Consider the following 19,297-nt stretch of genomic DNA (forward strand, 5'->3'; position numbering starts at 1 on the left):
CTTTTTACTCAAAACTGAAAAAAGAGAATAATAACCTAAAGCTTATTGTATTGTCACAATAAGACGAGTAAATCTCCATGCCAGATAAAATTTAAATCACTAGGCTCGTGACGTTCGAATTCAAAGCAGTTTCTTGCCTATGGGATATTGGCTCTGCGTAATTTTTGACCTCTTTAAAATAATCAGCTCTATGCTCTTTGGCATTATAGCAATTTAATAGTCTGAATCCCGGTATCTTTAATTTTTCTTTGTCTTTATTTATGTCTTTTTGTATGGCCGCGATGATTTTATCGAATAAAATATCATTCAAAGAGGAAGAATCTTTCCCATTTAAAAAAGTCATAGCAATACTTTTCGCTTGTGAGAATCTTGTACAATAACCTTCTACCTCCGATCTTCTTGAAGTAGACCACCATAATTTGCCTTCATATTCTTTTAATGCAGACTCCAGCAATCCTTTAAACTTGGTTGAGGGGAGTGCATCAATCCACTCATACATCGTTTTGTAAAATAGAGACTTTCCCTCAACATTGTATAAATGAATAAAACGCCTGTCATGTTTGGCAAAATCTACAGCCGCCTTGGTAAAAATCTCTATATCCTTATCAAAATTACCTTCTTTAACCGCATTACGAATGCTCAACAAAGGATAGGTTTGTAACATATAAGGCGTGAGGTGTTGAATAATTAAAGTATTTAAAGCTCCTGTATCCCCTTCTCCTGCACTTAAAATATAAGCCAACCGGTTTTCACCGCTTTCATTTGCGCTGGCTTGTAAATACTCTTTAACTGGTTGTGCCCTGTGTCGCTTTGATAACAGTTCTATAGTTGGGGCATAATATTTATCAATTATTTCAGAGATATGATGAGTCAAATCTTCAGGTCTTAAGTTCTTTGCCCAAAGAAACAAAGAGTCATTAAACTGCCTGATGACGTCTTCATGCGTATGCGGCAATATTTCTTTGGGAGTCGTAGCGACAGTAGCTTCCTTCATCTGTTCATCTGTTGTAGTTAAATGCAATTGGAAATTGGCTCGTTCAGTGTATTGTTTTAAACCAACTGCTATTCGATTAAACTCACCGGCAAGAGTGCTTGTATGAGCTAAACTTTGACGAATCTTCAGATTATAGCTCGTATACAATTGCATTAATTGTTCGGAGAATTCAAGATTGTCTTCCTCGGTTAAATCCTTTCTGTCTTTCTGATAATAAGCCTTGGCTACTGCATGAAATTGAGTTGTAAATTCAACAAGCAATATTAACGCTGTTCTTAGTTTGCTGTCTTTATCTACACTAATTAATGGAGTAATTTTATCAAGTGATAACTCAGGCATTGTGCCAAATAATTCCCAGGCATTGGTTAAGGTATCATCGGTTGGCTTTTTGCCTTCTACTTCATTCAAAACAACGTGAAACGTAGAAACTTGCTGTAATAGTTTATTAGTCAGACTATAAGAGTCATGCAACAGATCTCTGAAAGTAGGTGCATAGGCATCTCGCCACACTTGATGGTATCTTCTTCGCAACTCGTCCTCATCAAATTTGATGCTGCTGTCGTCCTTGCTAAAGATAGTGACATTCTGAGTTTTTGCCCATTCGACTATGTCTTTATAAATCGATGGTTTGTGGTAGAGCGCCGAGCAAGTGGAAGGCAAAGGAACGCCATAACCATTATTCTCGCAACCCATATAAAAAACAACGACGCGATATAAATTATCATAATGCTTTTGGTATAAATTCATTATGAAATCGACGAATGGTTTTATATTGGTGTGTTCATTGCATAAATGCGGAAATTCTTTCTCATACTGACTGCGCAGAGCAACATCCGTTTCATCCAGAGAAGTATAGTTTAACGTCATCTCGCCAAAAAGCTCGGTCAAACGTTTTCTGATCATCTCCGGTTGAAACGTTAAAAGTATTTTCAACGCCGCAGCAAATTTTTGCTCCTGAGCCACTGATTCATGAGCGAGTTGCTCAAATTGGCCTGGATCCGGGTACGTCTTTTCAAGAATTAAATTAACCAGCTTATCTTGGACAGGCAAAACCGTTGGCAAAGTTTCCTGTCCCGGGTGTTTATATGTTGGCCAATGGAAGGGTTTTGAGTCTTTTACAATAGGAAACCCTTCCCAATCGCGCACAGTCAAATTAACCCTTGTTTTAGGTATGCCGATGCCTGGCCTGGGTTCTTTCATATAGATGGTGAACCAATAAAGAAACATATCAAAATCAATGTCTCCGGCCAAGCTCATATTATGTGGATGACCGTCATCATCATCAAGAAACCACCTCCCCAGAAGGATTTCCATGAAATTTTTTTCAATTAAGGTTCTTGTGCTGGGAATCACCTGTTCTTTGGCGGAAGATTCTTGAGGCACTGATTCTTTATGGAAATTAAACCCTTTAAATCCTTCAACACTGATAGATAAAGTACCTACCAACCTATCTTCATCGTCAAATACAAGACGTTCTTCTGCCGATCTTTTTCCCTGAAAAATTCTTTTAAATAAAGAGACAGCGACACTTATTTTCGCCAAAAGTTCTGGATAATGATTTTTAGGGTCCAGTTTTTTATAAAAAGCATTTTTAATAACGCCATTTTCAATAAAACTGACCTTGTATGTTTGATGAGAGCTATCCGAAACTGCGGTCCCTGCCGTTAGGAATTGCAGCTGGCTCTCTTTCAGTGCTTTTTTGGGCAAACCCATATATCAAATCCTTTAAATCAGATCAATCCTTCCTATGCCCCATATTAATCAGAAATAGTCAAGAAGTTCAAGTATAATTTTCATACAAAATAACACTTGACTAGGAACAGACTACACATCTAGCATACATAATGCGTTATAAATGAAAATTTACTTGATTATTAGGCATGATGACAAGCTACAAATCATCATTTTAATTAAACATTCAGAGTTGTCTTTTATTACCCAAAGCCATCTGAATTTGTTGAGAGATGCCCTGGAATCAGGGCGAAATTGTAATTAACTCCGGAGAGTCGATGGCAGTTAACACCTCTTTATTTAAGGCTCTTATGACTTCTCCAGATGGACTTTGGTTAAAAAACCAATAATTGCCAGTAGCGCTTTCCTTTAAATCATTAGCAAAACCCAAGGTCAGTGCTGTAATGATAATATTAGCTATAACAACTAAAACTTTATGAATGATTGATTTTATTTCAGGGTCAACAATACTTAATATTTCCTTTTCCGCACTTTTCATCTTAATGTGCAGGTCGACACCTGATTTTGTTATACCATCATAAGCAATGCTGTAAAGTGTTTGCCTGTATTTTTCATCAGCACGCTGCCAATTTCCAACTTTATCTTTATCAAGAGATGATTTTCGTAATCGTTCATGTATGTCCTTACATTTTTCCTCTACTCTCATAATGACATACCTAAAACGGCTGGAATTGATATTGTTTTCTTCGCCTGTAAATGCAATGATTTCTTTCTTAAACCCGAGGTCTTGCATCTGCTGAACACAAATAAATCGTTCGCGCAACCTCCTTGCCAAAGCCAGTAAATTGGTGTCTTTAATTTGTAAAAGTGCCTTTCCCTGGGTAACAACTCCTTTTTGAGCCCCTATATATAAAAGGTCAATTAAAGCTTTTCTATGAGAGAGTGACTCGATTTTAGCGAGCCCTGGCAAAAACAAGCGAAGCAATTGTCCTGTTTTATTATTTTTTAGTGCCAAACGATAAGCATAATCATTGGCAATCCCCGCTTCTTTCAAGACTTTAAAGGATTTCCCTAATGCGTCCAGGTCATCCAAATTCAATTGAGATAAATCGGATTTACGCAAATTATAGGCTTTAAATTGTTCGGAGTAATGATATAAAATGGATTCCTGTTGGTGCTTTTTGGGATCCAGGGCCAGTTTTTTTAGCTGTTTTATAGAAATGGTTTTGGTTTTATCTAATGCAATCAATGTTTCAGCCAGCATTGGGTAATGGCTGGTAGCATGAACAATGTCTTGTATTTCTTTAATTGATAAACTCCCCTTGACCCAAAATATAAGACATAGTTTTCTGCAATGATCATCCGCTAGAGTATTAATGAATTTTAGTTGCTCTCTCTTTTCCCGAAGGGCCAATAACTCAGGGATATCTTGGGTTAAACCAAAATCAACAAGAACATGAAGTGAACGATAATACGCTTCGTCAAATAAGAGCTCTTTAACCTCACTTAAAGTGAAATTTTTCTGAATTAGAAAAGGAATTAATTTGATTTGGATATCATCCCACATCAATGCACTTAATTGCTTTATTAACTCATGATCTTGCAATAAATAACGATTTTCTTCCAAAGTATTTTCTTCATAAAATACAATAATCATTTGCAAAATACTTTTATACAGATTTTCCTCAGAGTTAAAAGGAACCGCTTCAAGCTCCTTCTTTAATCTGCTTTCTTCCGACAATAAATCGTTTTCCATTGCGGGAGTCAAACGAAGTTTATATTGTTTTACCAACTCCTGGGCTGTAATACTCATTGGAAGTTAACCTCTTGTTCATTTACTAATTAACCCTATTTAATAGAGATAGGGTAATTGGATTATTTTTTGGATCAAAATTTGGTTATTTTGAACGATACGTAAATATTATCAAAACTACAAAATGTAAATATTATAACCAATTTTGCGGCAGTTGGGGATTTTTTTTTAAATTAATTGTGTTTTATTCGATTTCTGTTTTTGAGGAATAAACTACGCAACGTTGAGAAACCTTGACTCAGGTATAGTTGATTATTTGGCAATCCACTCTTTAAGAGCTTCAGCCCAGGTCTTTGTTGAACTGAGCCTCGCCCTTAGAGTGCAGCAACATGTTTTGAACTCCGGGAAAAATCATTTTATCTGGTCAGAGTTCTTGCATAGAAAGGCATGAATCTTCATTGGTAATTCTCGCTGTTTCAAGTAACCTGAATTATTGAAATCAAGCAACTTTAAAACTAGCTTTTATGCATTGGACAAACAACGCCCACCTCAGCAAATGCCTCGATAACAGGTGTTTTATCCCAACGCCTGTCAATAGCGGCTTGAATGACACCACATGCAGCAAAATCATAGTATGCAATAGGAGACCAATAATTCATATTGGCATCAACCATCACCTGAAATGCTTTTTGTATAGACCAGCCTGGTTTATGTGCTAACAAATAAAACGCCTTATTAAACACTCCACTCGTTATATGCACATCTAACGCATCCGTGTATTCACTAGCATGTCCTATAGACATTCCATCCCTGGCTGGATCATCCAAGTAGCGAATAGGTTGCCCACTTTTTACGGCCTCACGACCAATGGCCCAATCTTCACCATCCCAATACCATGGATAATCCTTGCTAAGATAATCTAACAATGCCATTGCCGCCATATCAGAGAAAGATTCATTGATACCACCAGATTGCCCTTCATACATCAATCCGGAATGTAAGGCAGTAAAGTTGTGCGATAATTCATGACCCAATACACTCTGGGCAGGAGCTGTTAAAAATTCATCGCCATTACCGATTACAATTTGTTGATGTGCCAAAACAACACCATCAAGACTGATAGTTGGCACTGCAAAGGCGTTATCCATATCACCGAGATGTGTGTACGCTCGTATCGGCAAATCATCTCCTATTGGATGATTAACACCATAAACTTTTTGATACATGTCTAAGGTTTGTTGGGCAAAATACATCGTATCGTTGACTGGAGAGAAGGCATAATTAACAGGACCCGTTCTGCCGTCAGCATAGTTTAAAAACAAACTGGTTTCATCGCATGGATAGGAAAAGGCACTTAAATTCAGCATAGATTCTGTAAATGTGGTAATTGGAAAGAACTCATAACCTATATTATGATTTTCCAAATTCATCACTTTTATGGATTCATTTTCAACACGACAGAAGCCATCCTTTACATTAACGTCAAACTTCCCTAAAGAGGGGAGGGGAGGCCAGGCAAGGCATTACCATGTTGAAATATTCCCTGACGATAAGGGAGAGGAAAAGCATTACCACCTAAGCCCTGACCAATTCTCTCATGACGCACCTCATCCCATTGCTTCAAAATCTCGCCGCTATTGGCATCTACAAGATAATTAGGTGCATTGACATGCTTTTTTTCACTATTGGAATAGTACGACAAATGATAAGCCAAATGGGCTTTATTTCCTTTATCTATATAAATAACCTTTTTAAGGTTTTTAAATTTAACCGGCTCAGTTACTTTTCCAAGAATCTTTTGTTCTATCTCATCCGGGCTCAATTTTCCTTCAGTAGAATGAATATCCTGTTCTATTCCCGTAATATTCATACCTGTTACAGTTTGCTTGACGCCATCTTTTGAATGGAAAATGACTTGATAGCCCCAAACAGGAATCCCCTTGTAAGTGATTTGATAACGGGCATGCCTGGTCGAGTTGTTAGAATTAGTTTGTAACTCCAGTTTATAATCACTTTGTTGACCCTTTACAGTTTGCAATAATCCTTGCTTTTTAAGGGGATGGGCTTGCTTAAATTGAGGTAATGCTTTCGTTGACTCACCCCATACGATAGTTTGAGTTGCCGCGTTTACAGATGAAACCACTGTTGAAATGACAAATAATGAAACAATCCGTTTTTTCATAATATCATCCTGATTTTTTTGTGGAAACTTCATCCTGCTACAAATTCGAGAAAAAAACAATCAGAAAACACAAATTACGATAAAATTTTATTTTTTTATGTCTAGAATAACAATTTATACTCAACTAATCATTTCAGCCGATTCTTAGATTCTGATAATGTTTGACTAATTCAGGCCGATAATTTAGCAAGACAATAAATTAATTTTCATTATAATAAGAAAATGAACGGGGACAAATCATTGGCTTCACTATGAATTTCAATATTATTGGTGCTGGGCGTTTGGGTAAAAATTTAGGCATAGCCATGTCTGTTAATCAGATTGCCTCTTTAAGTTCTATTTGTAACTCCCATTTAACAAGTGCCAGGGTGGCCTGCAATGAAATCGGATTTGGCAATGCAGTTGCTAAAATATCTGAGCTTTCTGAAGCAGATATTACGTGGATAACATGTAGAGACGACTCCATTTCGGACGTAGTATCGATATTGGACGATGTTCAAATGTTAAAAAAAGGTAGCCTGGTAATCCATTGTAGCGGAGCTCTTAATTCAAGCGTACTTCTCCCTCTGAAAAAACAGGGCTGTTATATTGCAAGCCTGCATCCTTTGAAAGCATTCCGCTCCAATTCTTTAGATTCCAATGCGTTTAAACAAGTCCATTGCGTGATAGAGGGAGACTCTGAGGCGTGTCGTTGGCTTAAGCCGGCTTTTGAGAAGCTGGGAGCCAGCATTATCGCAATTGAACCTGAAATGAAGGCTATTTATCATGCTGCGGCAACCATTGCTTCTAATTATTTGGTGACCTTGGCGTCATATACTGAAGAGCTACTTTTACAAGCGGGAATACAACAAGCACAATCAAGAAAAATGATATGTGATCTCATGCACAGTAATATCGTTAATTTAAGTCAAGCAGATAGTATAAAAAGTGCTTTAACTGGCCCTTTGGCAAGAGGAGATATGCAAACCATTTCTTTGCATCTCGAAGCGATAAAAAACCGTGATATCAGTAGCTTATATAAAACCATGGCGCTAGCTACCCTACCCCTGGTAGATTTATCATTAGATAGAAAAGAAACCTTAAGAAAAATTCTTGAGAAAGAATAACATTGCATTCAATTAACTCTAAGCTAACTCTGTGCGTTATTCAGTTTAATTTAAAGTTATCACTTAAAGGTGTTTCACGGGAAACATACTGCCTCTAACTGCCTTGTTGCTCTGATTGAGTCACATGCAATTGAGTAACATTTTGTAAACCCCTCGGCAACCGATTTCCTCTCCGACCCCGTTCGCCTTTATAGTGAATCAAGTCCTCGCCTTTGAGAGTAAAATGCCTCTTACCGGCATGGACCGTCAGCGCATCATTCGTTGTCAATACTTGCACATCGACTATATATTCTTCTCGTGAAACAGCTTTAGCAGCAGGAATACTAATCAATTTATTGCCTTTCCCACGAGATAATTCGGGCAACTCTTCCAGTGAAAAAATCAGTAAACGTCCTACATTAGTCGCGCAAGCGACAAATAATTGATCTCGATTTGGTATTAGTCTTGGCGGCAATACATGACTGTTTTCACCTAGTTTGATGCATGCCTTTCCATTACGATTTTTTACATATAAATCTTCAATTTTGGCTATAAATCCATATCCAGAATCCGTAGCTAATAACACCTTTTGATCAGGCTCTCCGCCAACAATTGCTTCAAATAATACTCCTTCAGCAGGATTTAATTTTCCAGTTAAAGGTTCACCTTGGCCTCGTGCCGATGGTAATGCATGTCCTGGCAGCGAATAAACCTTTCCTTCTCCATCAAAAAATAAAATTTGCTGGTTAGTACGAGCTAGCGTTTGGGCTTTGAATTCATCTCCAGCTTTATAGCTAAGCTCTCTACCATCGACATCATGCCCCTTGGCGGCTCTAACCCATCCATTTTTAGACAAAACGACCGTAATGGGTTCGTTAGGCAAAATATCTTCTTCTTTTAATGCCTGAGCATCCTCTCTTGCAATAATGGGAGAACGACGGGAGTCACCAAATCCATCTCGATCTTTCAATATTTCTTCTTTTACCAATTCTTTTAATAGAGAATGGCTGGCCAGTATTTTTTGTAAAGTATCACGCTCATCAGATAGCTCATCTAATTCACCACGCAATTTAATCTCTTCCAATTTGGCTAAATGACGCAGTTTCATTTCAAGTATGGCTTCTGCCTGTCGTTCAGTTAAGTTAAATCGCGAAATTAATCCCTGCTTTGGATGTTCATCTTCTCTAATGATTGCAATCACTTCATCTATATTCAGATAGGCAATAAGCAATCCTTCAAGAATATGGATACGTTCCAGTACCTTTTCTAGTCTGAATTGAAGACGTCTTTTTACTGTAGCAAGCCTAAACTCTAACCATTCAGTCAAAATGGTTAATAACCCTTTAACCCTTGGCTTACCATCCAGCCCAATCATGTTAAAGTTAACTCGATAGCTACGCTCCAAATCCGTAGTAGCAAATAAATGAGACATTAAACTTTCAATATCCACTCGATTAGATCGAGGGATAATAACCAAACGGGTTGGATGCTCGTGATCAGATTCATCACGTAAATCCTCAACCATAGGTAGTTTTTTCTGTTGCATCTGAAGCGCGATTTGCTCCATTACCCTGGCTCCGGATACCTGATAGGGCAAAGCGGTTATAACGATGTTTTGTTTTTCTTGAGTATAAATTGCTCGCATTTTAATTGAGCCATTACCGGACTCATACATGGCTCTGATTGTTTCACGTGGAGTAATGATTTCTGCTTCCGTTGGAAAATCAGGACCTTTTATATGCTCACAAATCGCTTTAATATCCGCTTGGGGGTTATCGAGCAGATGAATACATGCGTTAGCTACTTCAGTTAAATTGTGCGGAAGAATATCTGAAGCCATACCAACAGCTATACCAGTTGCTCCATTCAATAAAATGTTGGGCAGACGAGCTGGCAGTAGAGCTGGCTCTTGTAAAGTACCATCAAAATTATCTACCCAATCTACTGTACCTTGTAGCAGTTCTCCGAGTAACACCTCAGCATAAGGAGATAATCTTGCTTCTGTGTACCTCATTGCAGCAAATGATTTGGGATCATCTGGAGATCCCCAATTTCCTTGTCCATCAACAAAAGGATAACGATACGAAAAAGGTTGAGCCATTAATACCATAGCTTCATAGCATGCACTATCGCCGTGAGGGTGAAATTTACCAAGAACATCCCCTACTGTACGTGCTGATTTTTTATATTTTGCTGTAGCTTTCAGACCCAACTCGGACATAGCGTAAACAATTCTACGTTGCACTGGTTTAAGTCCATCTGCAATGCTCGGTAATGCCCTGTCCAAAATGACATACATTGAGTAATCAAGATAAGCTTTTTCTGTAAACTCAGTAAGTGGTTTTTTTTCGGTTACTTCATTCATATCGGGTATTTTCTTCATGTATTAAGTGCTATCAATCATCCTAGTGAATCATATAAGACAATGCAAAACAATTTTAACAGAATATTCATAATGTTAGAATTATAATCATCATGTTATCTGTGTATAACTTTGTATCCATTTTATTTCATCTTTATAGGCAAAAAAATAACTTGTTGATTTATATGAATATTTACCAATTAGTTTTAGTCTTGTATTTTTATATCCTGTGGATAACTATGTGAATGAATGTAGAATAAATAAGATAAGTTGTTGTAAATTACCAAGAAATTTTTTATGAATGCTAGACTTATCCCTGTAGTACAAATAATTTTTCAGTTATGGTCACTTGAATTATAAATGACCAATTATCTGGTTATAGTACGCGACCACATACACGATGTGCCTGCCGGGTGCTACACAGACCATTCTCACATTACTTGAATTTCTTAAAATAACAGAGGGATGCAAGGTATTAGAGTTATCGCACCATTTCCTTTATGAACTAAACAGAAAAACGCCACAACAAAACTATATTTACGAACACATGGTAATGAGGGTTTCTCCTGTTACGAAGAAACCCTTTTTTTAGAGGGATATAAAGTATTTTACAGCAAAGTAATTTCCATAGGTGGAAACTCTTACTTGATCTTTTTTCTAGCCTTTTGAATTGCTCTTATTTGGGCAACAGCTCTTGCTAATTCGGCTGCAGCAACGGAGTAATCAATATCTCCTCCTTTACTGGCTATAGCCGCTTCAGCTTTAGCTTTAGCTGCCAATGCAGCAGCTTCATCCAGATGCTCAGCTCGTTCTGCCACATCAGCAAGAATTGTCACACAATGAGGTTGAACCTCAAGCATTCCACCTTGTACATAGTAAATGTCCTGTGTACCACCTTGCAAAGTAATCCTAACTTCACCTGGCCTTAATACGGTTAGTAATGGAGCATGACCAGGAGTAATTCCAATTTCACCCAATTCTCCGGTTGCGACTACCATTTCCACCACACCAGAGAAAATTTCATGCTCTGCACTAACTATATCCAAGTGCGTTGTAATACTCATATTATCTTGCCTCATAGGGTTTTAGCTTTTGCAACAGCTTCCTCGATGCTTCCAACCATATAAAATGCCTGTTCAGGCAAATCATCATATTCACCAGCAAGAATGCCTTGGAAACCTTTGATAGTATCTTTAAGTGATACGTATTTACCAGGAGAACCAGTAAACACTTCTGCAACGAAAAATGGCTGAGATAAAAATCTTTGGATTTTACGAGCTCGAGTTACAACTCGCTTGTCTTCTTCTGACAGCTCGTCCATACCTAAAATTGCAATAATATCTTTTAACTCTTTATAACGTTGCAATGTTTGTTGTACACGACGCGCTGTATCGTAATGCTCTTGTCCTACAATTAAAGGATCCAGCTGGCGTGATGTAGAATCAAGCGGATCTACCGCAGGATAAATACCTAATTCGGCAATTTGACGGGACAATACTACAGTGGCATCCAAATGAGCAAACGTTGTAGCTGGTGATGGGTCGGTCAAGTCATCCGCAGGTACATATACTGCTTGAATTGAAGTAATGGAGCCTGTTTTTGTCGAGGTGATACGCTCCTGCAGCATACCCATTTCTTCCGCTAATGTCGGCTGATATCCTACTGCAGATGGCATACGCCCTAAGAGCGCAGATACCTCAACTCCTGCCAGAGTATAACGATAAATGTTGTCGATAAATAAAAGAACGTCACGCCCCTCATCCCGGAATTTTTCAGCCATGGTCAAACCGGTTAAAGCAACGCGCAAGCGGTTTCCTGGTGGCTCATTCATCTGACCATAAACAAGAGATACTTTATCCAATACATTAGAGTCTTTCATCTCATGATAGAAGTCATTTCCTTCACGGGTACGCTCACCAACCCCGGCAAACACAGAGTAACCACTATGCTCAATTGCAATGTTACGAATTAATTCCATCATGTTAACGGTTTTACCTACACCGGCACCACCAAATAAACCTACTTTGCCTCCCTTGGCAAAAGGACAAAGCAAGTCTATCACTTTAATACCCGTTTCCAATAATTCCTGGCTGCCTGCTTGCTCTTCGTAACTTGGTGCTTTACGATGAATAGCCCAGGTTTCTTCGGCATCGATAGGACCGGCATCATCCACAGGACGTCCAAGAACATCCATAATGCGTCCTAATGTTTTCTTGCCTACTGGCACTTGAATAGGATGGCCAGTGTTTTCTGCTTTTAATCCTCGCTTTAAACCATCGGTGGTTCCCATGGCAATAGTGCGCACCACTCCATCGCCGAGTTGTTGCTGCACTTCAAAAACCAGATCGCTGTCTACAAGCTTTAACGCATCATTGACTTTAGGCACGCTATCACGAGGAAACTCTACGTCAACTACCGCACCAATTACTTCTACCACAGTTCCTAAGCTCATTATATACCCTCTTTATAAAGCGGCTGCGCCACCGACAATTTCTGCCAACTCTTGAGTAATGGCTGCTTGTCGGGCTTTGTTATAAGCCAATTGAAATTCTTTAATCAAATCACCTGCATTATCCGTTGCACTTTTCATAGCAATCATCTTTGCCGCTTGTTCGCAAGCAATGTTTTCTACAACAGCTTGATACACTTGTAATTCAATATATCGCTCTAAAATTTCATCTAATAGTTCTTTAGCTTCGGGCTCGTAAATATAGTCCCAATGATGACCCAATATTTTTTTATCTTCTTCTGATTTTGGTAAGGGCAATAATTGTTTTACAAAAGGTTTTTGCGTCATTGTGTTAATGAATTCATTGTACACAATATGCAAAGAATCAATGGTGCCATTGTAATAAGCATCAAGCATTATTTTCACAACACCAATGAAATCGTTAATACTCGGTGTATCACCCAGATGGTCTATGGAACCCAGTATGTTACCACCCACGCGTCTAAAAAAAGCCTGGCCTTTTCTGCCGATAACAGCAATATCAACTTCCTTGCCATGCTCTTGCCAAGTACGAATGGTACGAATCGTTTCGCGAAATAGATTCGAGTTTAATCCACCGCAAAGACCTCTGTCTGTGGTAACAACAATGATGCCTATCCGCTTAGTTTCGCGCTCACTCATAAATGGGTGTCTGTACTCAGAGGCTGCTCGAGCAATATGCTTTATGACTTCATATATTTTATTCGCATAAGGTTTAGAAGCCCGCATTCTTTCTTGCGTTTTACGCATTTTGCTAGCAGCTACCATTTCCATAGCTCGAGTAATTTTTCGAGTCTTATTAATACTCGAAATTTTTGAACGTATTTCTTTTGCTCCAGCCATCTTTCACTTCGCCTTTATTAGTTTTAGAGGCCATTACTTGGATATAATGGCCTTTGTATCTCAAAGAGTCAGCCCTTTGAGACTATGCCTTACCAACTGCCTGTATTCTTGAACTCTTCTACTGCTTTCTTGAGTTTTGCTTCGATCTCATTATCATAAGCACCAGCTTCATTAATGGCATGCAATAACGCGGCATGGGTACTACGCATGTAATCGTGCAATGAGGATTCAAATGAACTGATTTCATTTACTGGCACATCATCCAAATACCCTTTTTCCACTACAAACAAACTTACCGCCATTTCAGCCACAGTAAGCGGGGAATATTGCTTTTGCTTCATCAGCTCAGTAATACGTTGACCGCGCTCTAGCTGTTTACGAGTTGCATCATCAAGATCGGAAGCAAATTGAGAGAACGCCTCTAACTCACGAAATTGTGCCAGAGCAAGACGAGTACCACCACCGAGCTTTTTCATAATTTTAGTTTGTGCAGCACCACCAACCCGAGAAACAGACAATCCGGAGTTGATTGCTGGTCTAACTCCCGAGTTAAATAAGTCAACATCAAGGAAGATTTGCCCGTCGGTAATGGAGATAACGTTTGTTGGTACGAAGGCTGACACATCACCTGCTTGCGTTTCGATAATCGGTAATGCAGTCAGTGATCCTGTTTTACCCTTCACTTCACCATTAGTTAATTTTTCCACTTCATCGGCATTAATTCTTGCCGCTCTCTCCAACAAGCGAGAATGCAAGTAGAAGATATCACCAGGATAAGCCTCGCGACCTGGTGGCCGGCGTAATAACAAGGAGATCTGTCTATATGCCCATGCTTGCTTTGTTAAATCATCGTAGACAATCAAGGCATCTTCTCCACGCTCCATGAAATACTCGCCCATGGTACAACCAGCGTAAGGCGCAATATATTGAAGCGCCGCTGAATCAGAAGCTCCCGCTACCACAACGATAGTATGTTCAAGAGCTCCATGCTCTTCTAATTTTCTAACAATGGATGCAACCGATGAAGCCTTTTGACCAATGGCCACGTATACACATTTAACTCCAGTGCCTTTTTGATTGATAATCGCATCAATAGCAATGGCGGTTTTACCAGTTTGGCGGTCACCAATAATAAGCTCTCTTTGCCCTCTTCCAATGGGAATCATCGCGTCGATTGCCTTTAATCCTGTTTGAACAGGTTGATCTACAGATTTACGCGTAATTACACCAGGAGCCACTTTTTCTATCGGAGACATACCAGATGAGTCTATCGGGCCTTTCCCGTCTATAGGATTTCCTAACGCATCAACGACACGTCCCAAAAGACCTTTTCCAACTGGAACTTCCAGAATACGGCCTGTACATTTACCTTTTTGCCCTTCAGCTAATGTGGATGAGTCGCCTAATATTACAGCACCAACAGAATCTCTCTCCAGGTTAAGAGCCAAGCCGTAGACCCCTCCTGGAAACTCTATCATTTCACCTGCCATAACATCGGCAAGACCATGCAGTCGTACAATACCGTCTTTCAGACTAACGATAGTACCTTCATTTCGTGCTTCAGAAACCACACTAAATTGATCTATTTTCTTTCTGATTAATTCACTGATTTCAGAAGGATTTAACGCTACTTGTTCTGACATGGAAACTATCCTCTAAATTAAGCGGCCAAGCTGGTGCCAAGCATATTAAGCTTGCCCCGAACTGAACCATCGATAACTAAATCGCCTGCTCGAATTAGCGCTCCGCCAAGCAAGGAGGGATCAATACTTACTTTTAAAGAAACCTTACGTGATAATCTTTGACTTAAGGATTCGCTCAAACGCTGTTGTTGCGCTGGAGTCAATTCGGAATAGCTGACTACATCAACCTCCAGTATTTTTTCTTGCTCTGCTCTATATACTTCATAAAGAGCTTTAATTTCTGGCAACAACATCAGTCTTTTATTAGTTGTTAATAGCTTAATTAAATTATTTAATGCATCATTTTTCTTGAACTTTGAACTACATATCTCAATGAGAAGTTCAATTTGCTGTTCATCTGTTGATGCCGGATTAGCAATAAACTGAGAAGCTTGAGGAGTTAAAACAACTTGGGCCAACACAGCAAGGTATTCTGACCATTCACTCAGTTTATTTTCTGCTAAAGCATGTTCAAATATCGCTTTTGCGTAGGGTCTGGCTATAGTGGTACTATCAGACATTTTAAATCTCTTCAATAAGGTTATCTAACAGTTCGCTATTCGCTTTTGCATCCACTTCACGCATTAAAATTTTCTCTGCCCCAGTAATAGCCAATTTTGCAACTTGTTTTCGTAGTTCTTCTTTGGCGTGATTTACTTGTTGAGCAATTTGTTCTTGCGCAAGTTTTGCTTGAATTTGAGCTTCGCGTTTTGCGGCCTCTTTCGCTGCTTCAATAATCTCTGATGCTCGTTTATTGGCTTTATCAATAATATCCGCAGAATGAGCCTTGGCTTGTTTTAATTCATCCTTTACACGATGCTGAGCCAACTCCAGCTCTTTTCGCCCTCTTTCAGCAGCAGCCAATCCATCAGCAATTTTGTCTTGCCTTTCTTCCAAAGCTTTTGCTAACGGAGGCCAAACTAATTTCATAGTAAACAGTACAAACGCGGCAAAAACCAACATTTGAACTATTAATGTTAAATTAATATCCAAAGTATATTCTCCTGTAACAGTGAGGGCGCGAAGCGCCCTATTTATGTGTTATCAAGAACCCAGGCTGCTTAGGAAAGGGTTAGCAAAGGTAAAGAATAATGCAATACCTACCCCAATCATGGTTACCGCATCAAGCAAACCAGCTACAATAAACATTTTAACTTGTAACATAGGCACCATTTCTGGTTGACGAGCTGAGCCCTCAAGAAATTTACCGCCTAGCAATCCGAAACCTATGGCTGTGCCTAGTGCACCTAAACCTATCAACAAGGCAACCGCGATGACGGTCATACTTTGAACTTGTGCTATTAATTCAGCAGCTTGCATATTTTATCCCCTTTACAATGGATGATGATAATTAAATCGGTTAATGATCTTCATGGGCCAAACTTAAATAAACTATAGTCAGGACCATAAAAATAAATGCTTGTAAGGTTATCACTAATATATGGAAAATGGACCAAGCGAGTGCAAGAATAAATTGCGCCGTACCCAGTGTCATAGTACTAATTAATGATGACGTTGTTGCATTTAAGGTTAACAAGGCTATCAAAATAAATATTAATTCGCCAGCGTATAAGTTTCCAAAAAGTCGCAGTGCCAAGGAAATTGGTTTAGCTATCAGCCCTACCAACTCCAACAATAAATTAAATGGAATGAATAGTGGGTGATTGAAAGGCTGCAGGGTGAGCTCTTTAACAAAGCCTTTAACACCTTTTATTTTCAAACTGTAAAAAACTATTAGAAAAAATACAGAAAGTGACAATCCAAAGGTTAAATTCAAGTCATTAGTTGGTACAACTTTTAGGTAATGTATACCGACTAACTGAGCAAGCATAGGAAGGATATCTACTGGTACGATATCCATAAAATTCATTAGGAATACCCACATAAAGATAGTTAATGCCAATGGACCTATTAAATTATTTTTTCCATGAAAGCAATCTTTAACCTGATTATCGGCAAATTCAAGCATAAGCTCAGCAAAATTTTGTAACTTCCCGGGAACACCAGTGGTTACCTTCCTTGCTGCCAAATACATAATTGCTGAAATAATTAGCCCTAAACCTATAGAAAAGAAAATTGTATCCAGGTTCAGGGTCCAAAAACCACCACTTGAACCGAATGTCATATCATTTACGTTATAGGTAAGGTACGTTAAATGATGTTTAATATAATTTGTGCTAGATACCATTTCAGTCACTTTTTGGCCTATTCTGTTTATTGACAATAATCCATGGGGCAAACCAATGCGTCATAAGAACCAAAATGTATGATGCAAAAAACGCTGCCGGTGTGATCCTACATAATAAAAATACTAATGCAAACAGGAACATGGACAGTATTATTTTTAACGCCTCGCCTTTATAAAAACTATTAACTATTTGCCTCGCAGCTCTCGCACCTTGATGCTTAAACAGTTTAATAGCAAAATAGGCATTTGGTATAATACAAACCAGTCCGCCAAGCAATGCAGAACTAGCTGCGTTGGCACCAAATAAAATTGCGCAAAGGGCAGCAAGGATTAGAGTAACTCCTAACTGCGCCAGCCACAATCGCGTGATTCCACGCCTATTCAGCTGTTTGTTCACATATTCACCTAACTTTGACGGGGCGAATTATAAATTAAACAATGGCAATAATCAACGTTGATATTCAAATTACGAGCTATAATAGTAGTGTAGGGTTTAGCATTATTCACATGTTAAGCGATTTACTAATTAACCTCGCCTAAGGATTAAAAAATGTCAGAGAAAATTCAGCATACAGCAGCCAGGCTGCAAGAAAAAATGAGCAATCGTTATAACGATGGGCTTTCACACAAGCATAATAAAAATCACCTTTCATACAGACAACATTGCAGATCTCATCCTTGTAATCAAACGAACAATAAAGACGAAGAAAGTATTGTAAATGGCTCTACTGGGCTGTTACGCGAGTTTAATTTGAGAAAAATACGAAAACGACTGGATAAAGGTCGATTCCATTGATACAGTATACTTATCCTCCCAGGTTAGCCACTTCCTGGATTGGACGTGCAGCTATTGGCCTGATTCTAATCAGGCCATATTCGTAGCAGGTTGATAAGTATAATACCTCATAAGTTTTACTACTCTCTGTACACCATCTGTGAATCTTGCAATTTTAATCACTTTTTCAGCTTGCTCTGCCTGAACATCTCCCATCAAATAGACAATACGATCAGAGGTAACCACCTTGAAAGCGTTAGGATCGATTGAAGAGTCCGCAAAAATTTGGCTGCGGATTTTCGTGGTAATCCAACTGTCCTGGATTGAGTTGGATGGCATTTTATTGATAATTACTCGATTAAATAACCGTCTATATCCTTTAACTTTACCAAGACGTTGCTGTAATTCATCGTATAATTCCTGAGACGGAACATGTCCAGCTATTAAAATATCTCTATTGAATACAGCAATATCTAATACCGTCTCTGAATTTTTAAATGTTCGATTGACAGCCAAAACATCATTAAGAGCTATTATTAAATTATAATCATCCAATTTTTTATATACATTGTGCCTGTCATAGGCCAGAGTTGCTCCAGTCCATAGGGCGCCCAGACAACCTGATAAGCAGCTTGCTAAAGAAAAAACTATTAGTATAAAACATCCCTGTTTAAACATGCTAACGTATATATTGGAATATTTTCACGACTTTTCTCACTCCAGCAACGCGTCTGGCCACATCAACCGCTAGCAATGCTTGTTCATCAGAAACAATTCCCATCAAATAGACCACTCCATTTTCAGTGACTATCCGTATCGAACCCGATTCAAGTCCTTTTTTAGTCAACATGTTGCTTCTAACTTGGCTTGTAATCCAACTGTCTTTCGTCCGCTGTGTCAGGGGAATGGGATAATCAACCGTTATTTCATCATAAACTCTTTTTACTCCAGGGGCATTTTGAGCGATCCGCTCGGCTAGAACGCGCAATGACGCAGCGGGGGTTTGTCCAACCAGCAATACCACCCGGTTAAAACTGGTAACAAGAATTCTAGAGTGACTAAATCGAGGATCCTTGATGATGGCTTTATGAATCACATGAAATAATCGAGCATCCGCCTCCATGGTAGTCACGCTTCTTCTATCATAAACCATACCCGCTGCTGCACCTGCAACAACCACAGCAACACAACCGGTTAGTAAAGCGCCAATCATCATCACTACGATAGATTTAAATTTTAGATTCATTTTCATT

At 38.8% G+C, this 19,297-nt stretch carries 16 protein-coding genes and 1 pseudogene; 2 read left to right on the forward strand and 15 right to left on the reverse strand.

The window, feature by feature from the left end:
• Positions 1-91: 91 nt before the first annotated feature.
• From CC34_RS0105100 to CC34_RS1000000117790, 3 genes and pseudogenes are all read right to left on the reverse strand, one after another.
• Entirely contained in the window at positions 92-2,707 is a 2,616-nt protein-coding gene (locus CC34_RS0105100) for a lpg2975 family Dot/Icm T4SS effector (RefSeq protein WP_028379204.1), read from the reverse strand.
• A 262-nt stretch (positions 2,708-2,969) separates the two neighbouring features.
• The gene (locus tag CC34_RS0105110; protein ID WP_028378411.1) at positions 2,970-4,499 is read right to left on the reverse strand and encodes a hypothetical protein; all 1,530 of its coding nucleotides are present in this window, start codon (positions 4,497-4,499) and stop codon (positions 2,970-2,972) included.
• Between the two features lie 455 nt (positions 4,500-4,954).
• Positions 4,955-6,621 (reverse strand): annotated as a pseudogene (locus CC34_RS1000000117790) (M4 family metallopeptidase).
• Between the two features lie 251 nt (positions 6,622-6,872).
• On the opposite strand from CC34_RS1000000117790, the gene CC34_RS0105120 reads away from it, so the two are divergent.
• Positions 6,873-7,727 carry a Rossmann-like and DUF2520 domain-containing protein gene (locus tag CC34_RS0105120; RefSeq protein ID WP_027228270.1) on the forward strand — a complete coding sequence of 285 codons (855 nt, stop codon included), beginning with the start codon at positions 6,873-6,875 and terminating at the stop codon, positions 7,725-7,727.
• A 94-nt stretch (positions 7,728-7,821) separates the two neighbouring features.
• On the opposite strand, the gene parC is transcribed toward CC34_RS0105120, so the two are convergent.
• From parC to CC34_RS0105170, 10 genes are all read right to left on the reverse strand, one after another.
• The gene (gene parC, locus CC34_RS0105125) at positions 7,822-10,089 is read right to left on the reverse strand and encodes a DNA topoisomerase IV subunit A (protein ID WP_028379205.1); all 2,268 of its coding nucleotides are present in this window, start codon (positions 10,087-10,089) and stop codon (positions 7,822-7,824) included.
• Between the two features lie 620 nt (positions 10,090-10,709).
• On the reverse strand, positions 10,710-11,132 hold the full coding sequence (locus CC34_RS0105130; protein WP_027228272.1) for a F0F1 ATP synthase subunit epsilon: 423 nt from the start codon (positions 11,130-11,132) through the stop codon (positions 10,710-10,712).
• 11 nt (positions 11,133-11,143) lie between these two features.
• Positions 11,144-12,520 carry a F0F1 ATP synthase subunit beta gene (gene atpD, locus CC34_RS0105135; protein WP_010948666.1) on the reverse strand — a complete coding sequence of 459 codons (1,377 nt, stop codon included), beginning with the start codon at positions 12,518-12,520 and terminating at the stop codon, positions 11,144-11,146.
• A gap of 12 nt (positions 12,521-12,532) precedes the next feature.
• Positions 12,533-13,399 (reverse strand): F0F1 ATP synthase subunit gamma, encoded by an 867-nt coding sequence (gene atpG / locus CC34_RS0105140; protein WP_028378407.1) that lies wholly within the window; start codon positions 13,397-13,399, stop codon positions 12,533-12,535.
• Between the two features lie 89 nt (positions 13,400-13,488).
• Positions 13,489-15,042 (reverse strand): F0F1 ATP synthase subunit alpha, encoded by a 1,554-nt coding sequence (gene atpA, locus CC34_RS0105145; protein ID WP_028379206.1) that lies wholly within the window; start codon positions 15,040-15,042, stop codon positions 13,489-13,491.
• 17 nt (positions 15,043-15,059) lie between these two features.
• Positions 15,060-15,602, reverse strand: a complete 543-nt coding sequence (locus tag CC34_RS0105150; RefSeq protein ID WP_028379207.1) for a F0F1 ATP synthase subunit delta — start codon at positions 15,600-15,602, stop codon at positions 15,060-15,062.
• 1 nt (position 15,603) lies between these two features.
• Positions 15,604-16,074: a F0F1 ATP synthase subunit B gene (locus CC34_RS0105155; protein ID WP_010948670.1), complete on the reverse strand. Its 471-nt coding sequence runs from the start codon at positions 16,072-16,074 to the stop codon at positions 15,604-15,606.
• A 51-nt stretch (positions 16,075-16,125) separates the two neighbouring features.
• Positions 16,126-16,401, reverse strand: a complete 276-nt coding sequence (gene atpE / locus CC34_RS0105160) for a F0F1 ATP synthase subunit C (RefSeq protein ID WP_010948671.1) — start codon at positions 16,399-16,401, stop codon at positions 16,126-16,128.
• 40 nt (positions 16,402-16,441) lie between these two features.
• Positions 16,442-17,269: a F0F1 ATP synthase subunit A gene (gene atpB, locus CC34_RS0105165; protein ID WP_027228275.1), complete on the reverse strand. Its 828-nt coding sequence runs from the start codon at positions 17,267-17,269 to the stop codon at positions 16,442-16,444.
• Position 17,270: 1 nt separating this feature from the next.
• Positions 17,271-17,666, reverse strand: a complete 396-nt coding sequence (locus CC34_RS0105170; RefSeq protein WP_027228276.1) for a F0F1 ATP synthase subunit I — start codon at positions 17,664-17,666, stop codon at positions 17,271-17,273.
• Between the two features lie 153 nt (positions 17,667-17,819).
• Here CC34_RS0105170 and CC34_RS1000000117360 point away from each other — a divergent pair, with 153 nt between their 5' ends.
• Entirely contained in the window at positions 17,820-18,065 is a 246-nt protein-coding gene (locus CC34_RS1000000117360; RefSeq protein ID WP_027223096.1) for a hypothetical protein, read from the forward strand.
• Positions 18,066-18,134: 69 nt separating this feature from the next.
• Here CC34_RS1000000117360 and CC34_RS0105180 read toward each other — a convergent pair whose 3' ends face one another.
• Both CC34_RS0105180 and CC34_RS0105185 read right to left on the reverse strand, forming a co-directional pair.
• Complete coding sequence (locus CC34_RS0105180; protein WP_028379208.1) at positions 18,135-18,722, reverse strand: BON domain-containing protein; 588 nt, start codon at positions 18,720-18,722, stop codon at positions 18,135-18,137.
• Position 18,723: 1 nt separating this feature from the next.
• Positions 18,724-19,296 carry a BON domain-containing protein gene (locus CC34_RS0105185; protein ID WP_028378403.1) on the reverse strand — a complete coding sequence of 191 codons (573 nt, stop codon included), beginning with the start codon at positions 19,294-19,296 and terminating at the stop codon, positions 18,724-18,726.
• Between the last annotated feature and the right edge of the window lies 1 nt (position 19,297).

This window comes from Legionella pneumophila subsp. fraseri (assembly GCF_000586315.1).
GTDB classification, from domain to species: Bacteria; Pseudomonadota; Gammaproteobacteria; order Legionellales; family Legionellaceae; genus Legionella; species Legionella pneumophila_B.

Excerpts from the sequence above, each read along its gene's own strand:
- CC34_RS0105100 (WP_028379204.1), bottom strand. The coding sequence starts at position 2,707 with ATGGGTTTGCCCAAAAAAGCACTGAAAGAGAGCCAGCTGCAATTCCTA.
- CC34_RS0105110 (WP_028378411.1), bottom strand. The coding sequence starts at position 4,499 with ATGAGTATTACAGCCCAGGAGTTGGTAAAACAATATAAACTTCGTTTG.
- CC34_RS0105120 (WP_027228270.1), top strand. The coding sequence starts at position 6,873 with ATGAATTTCAATATTATTGGTGCTGGGCGTTTGGGTAAAAATTTAGGC.
- parC (WP_028379205.1), bottom strand. The coding sequence starts at position 10,089 with ATGAAGAAAATACCCGATATGAATGAAGTAACCGAAAAAAAACCACTT.
- CC34_RS0105130 (WP_027228272.1), bottom strand. The coding sequence starts at position 11,132 with ATGAGTATTACAACGCACTTGGATATAGTTAGTGCAGAGCATGAAATT.
- atpD (WP_010948666.1), bottom strand. The coding sequence starts at position 12,520 with ATGAGCTTAGGAACTGTGGTAGAAGTAATTGGTGCGGTAGTTGACGTA.
- atpG (WP_028378407.1), bottom strand. The coding sequence starts at position 13,399 with ATGGCTGGAGCAAAAGAAATACGTTCAAAAATTTCGAGTATTAATAAG.
- atpA (WP_028379206.1), bottom strand. The coding sequence starts at position 15,042 with ATGTCAGAACAAGTAGCGTTAAATCCTTCTGAAATCAGTGAATTAATC.
- CC34_RS0105150 (WP_028379207.1), bottom strand. The coding sequence starts at position 15,602 with ATGTCTGATAGTACCACTATAGCCAGACCCTACGCAAAAGCGATATTT.
- atpE (WP_010948671.1), bottom strand. The coding sequence starts at position 16,401 with ATGCAAGCTGCTGAATTAATAGCACAAGTTCAAAGTATGACCGTCATC.
- atpB (WP_027228275.1), bottom strand. The coding sequence starts at position 17,269 with ATGGTATCTAGCACAAATTATATTAAACATCATTTAACGTACCTTACC.
- CC34_RS1000000117360 (WP_027223096.1), top strand. The coding sequence starts at position 17,820 with ATGTCAGAGAAAATTCAGCATACAGCAGCCAGGCTGCAAGAAAAAATG.
- CC34_RS0105180 (WP_028379208.1), bottom strand. The coding sequence starts at position 18,722 with ATGTTTAAACAGGGATGTTTTATACTAATAGTTTTTTCTTTAGCAAGC.
- CC34_RS0105185 (WP_028378403.1), bottom strand. The coding sequence starts at position 19,296 with ATGAAAATGAATCTAAAATTTAAATCTATCGTAGTGATGATGATTGGC.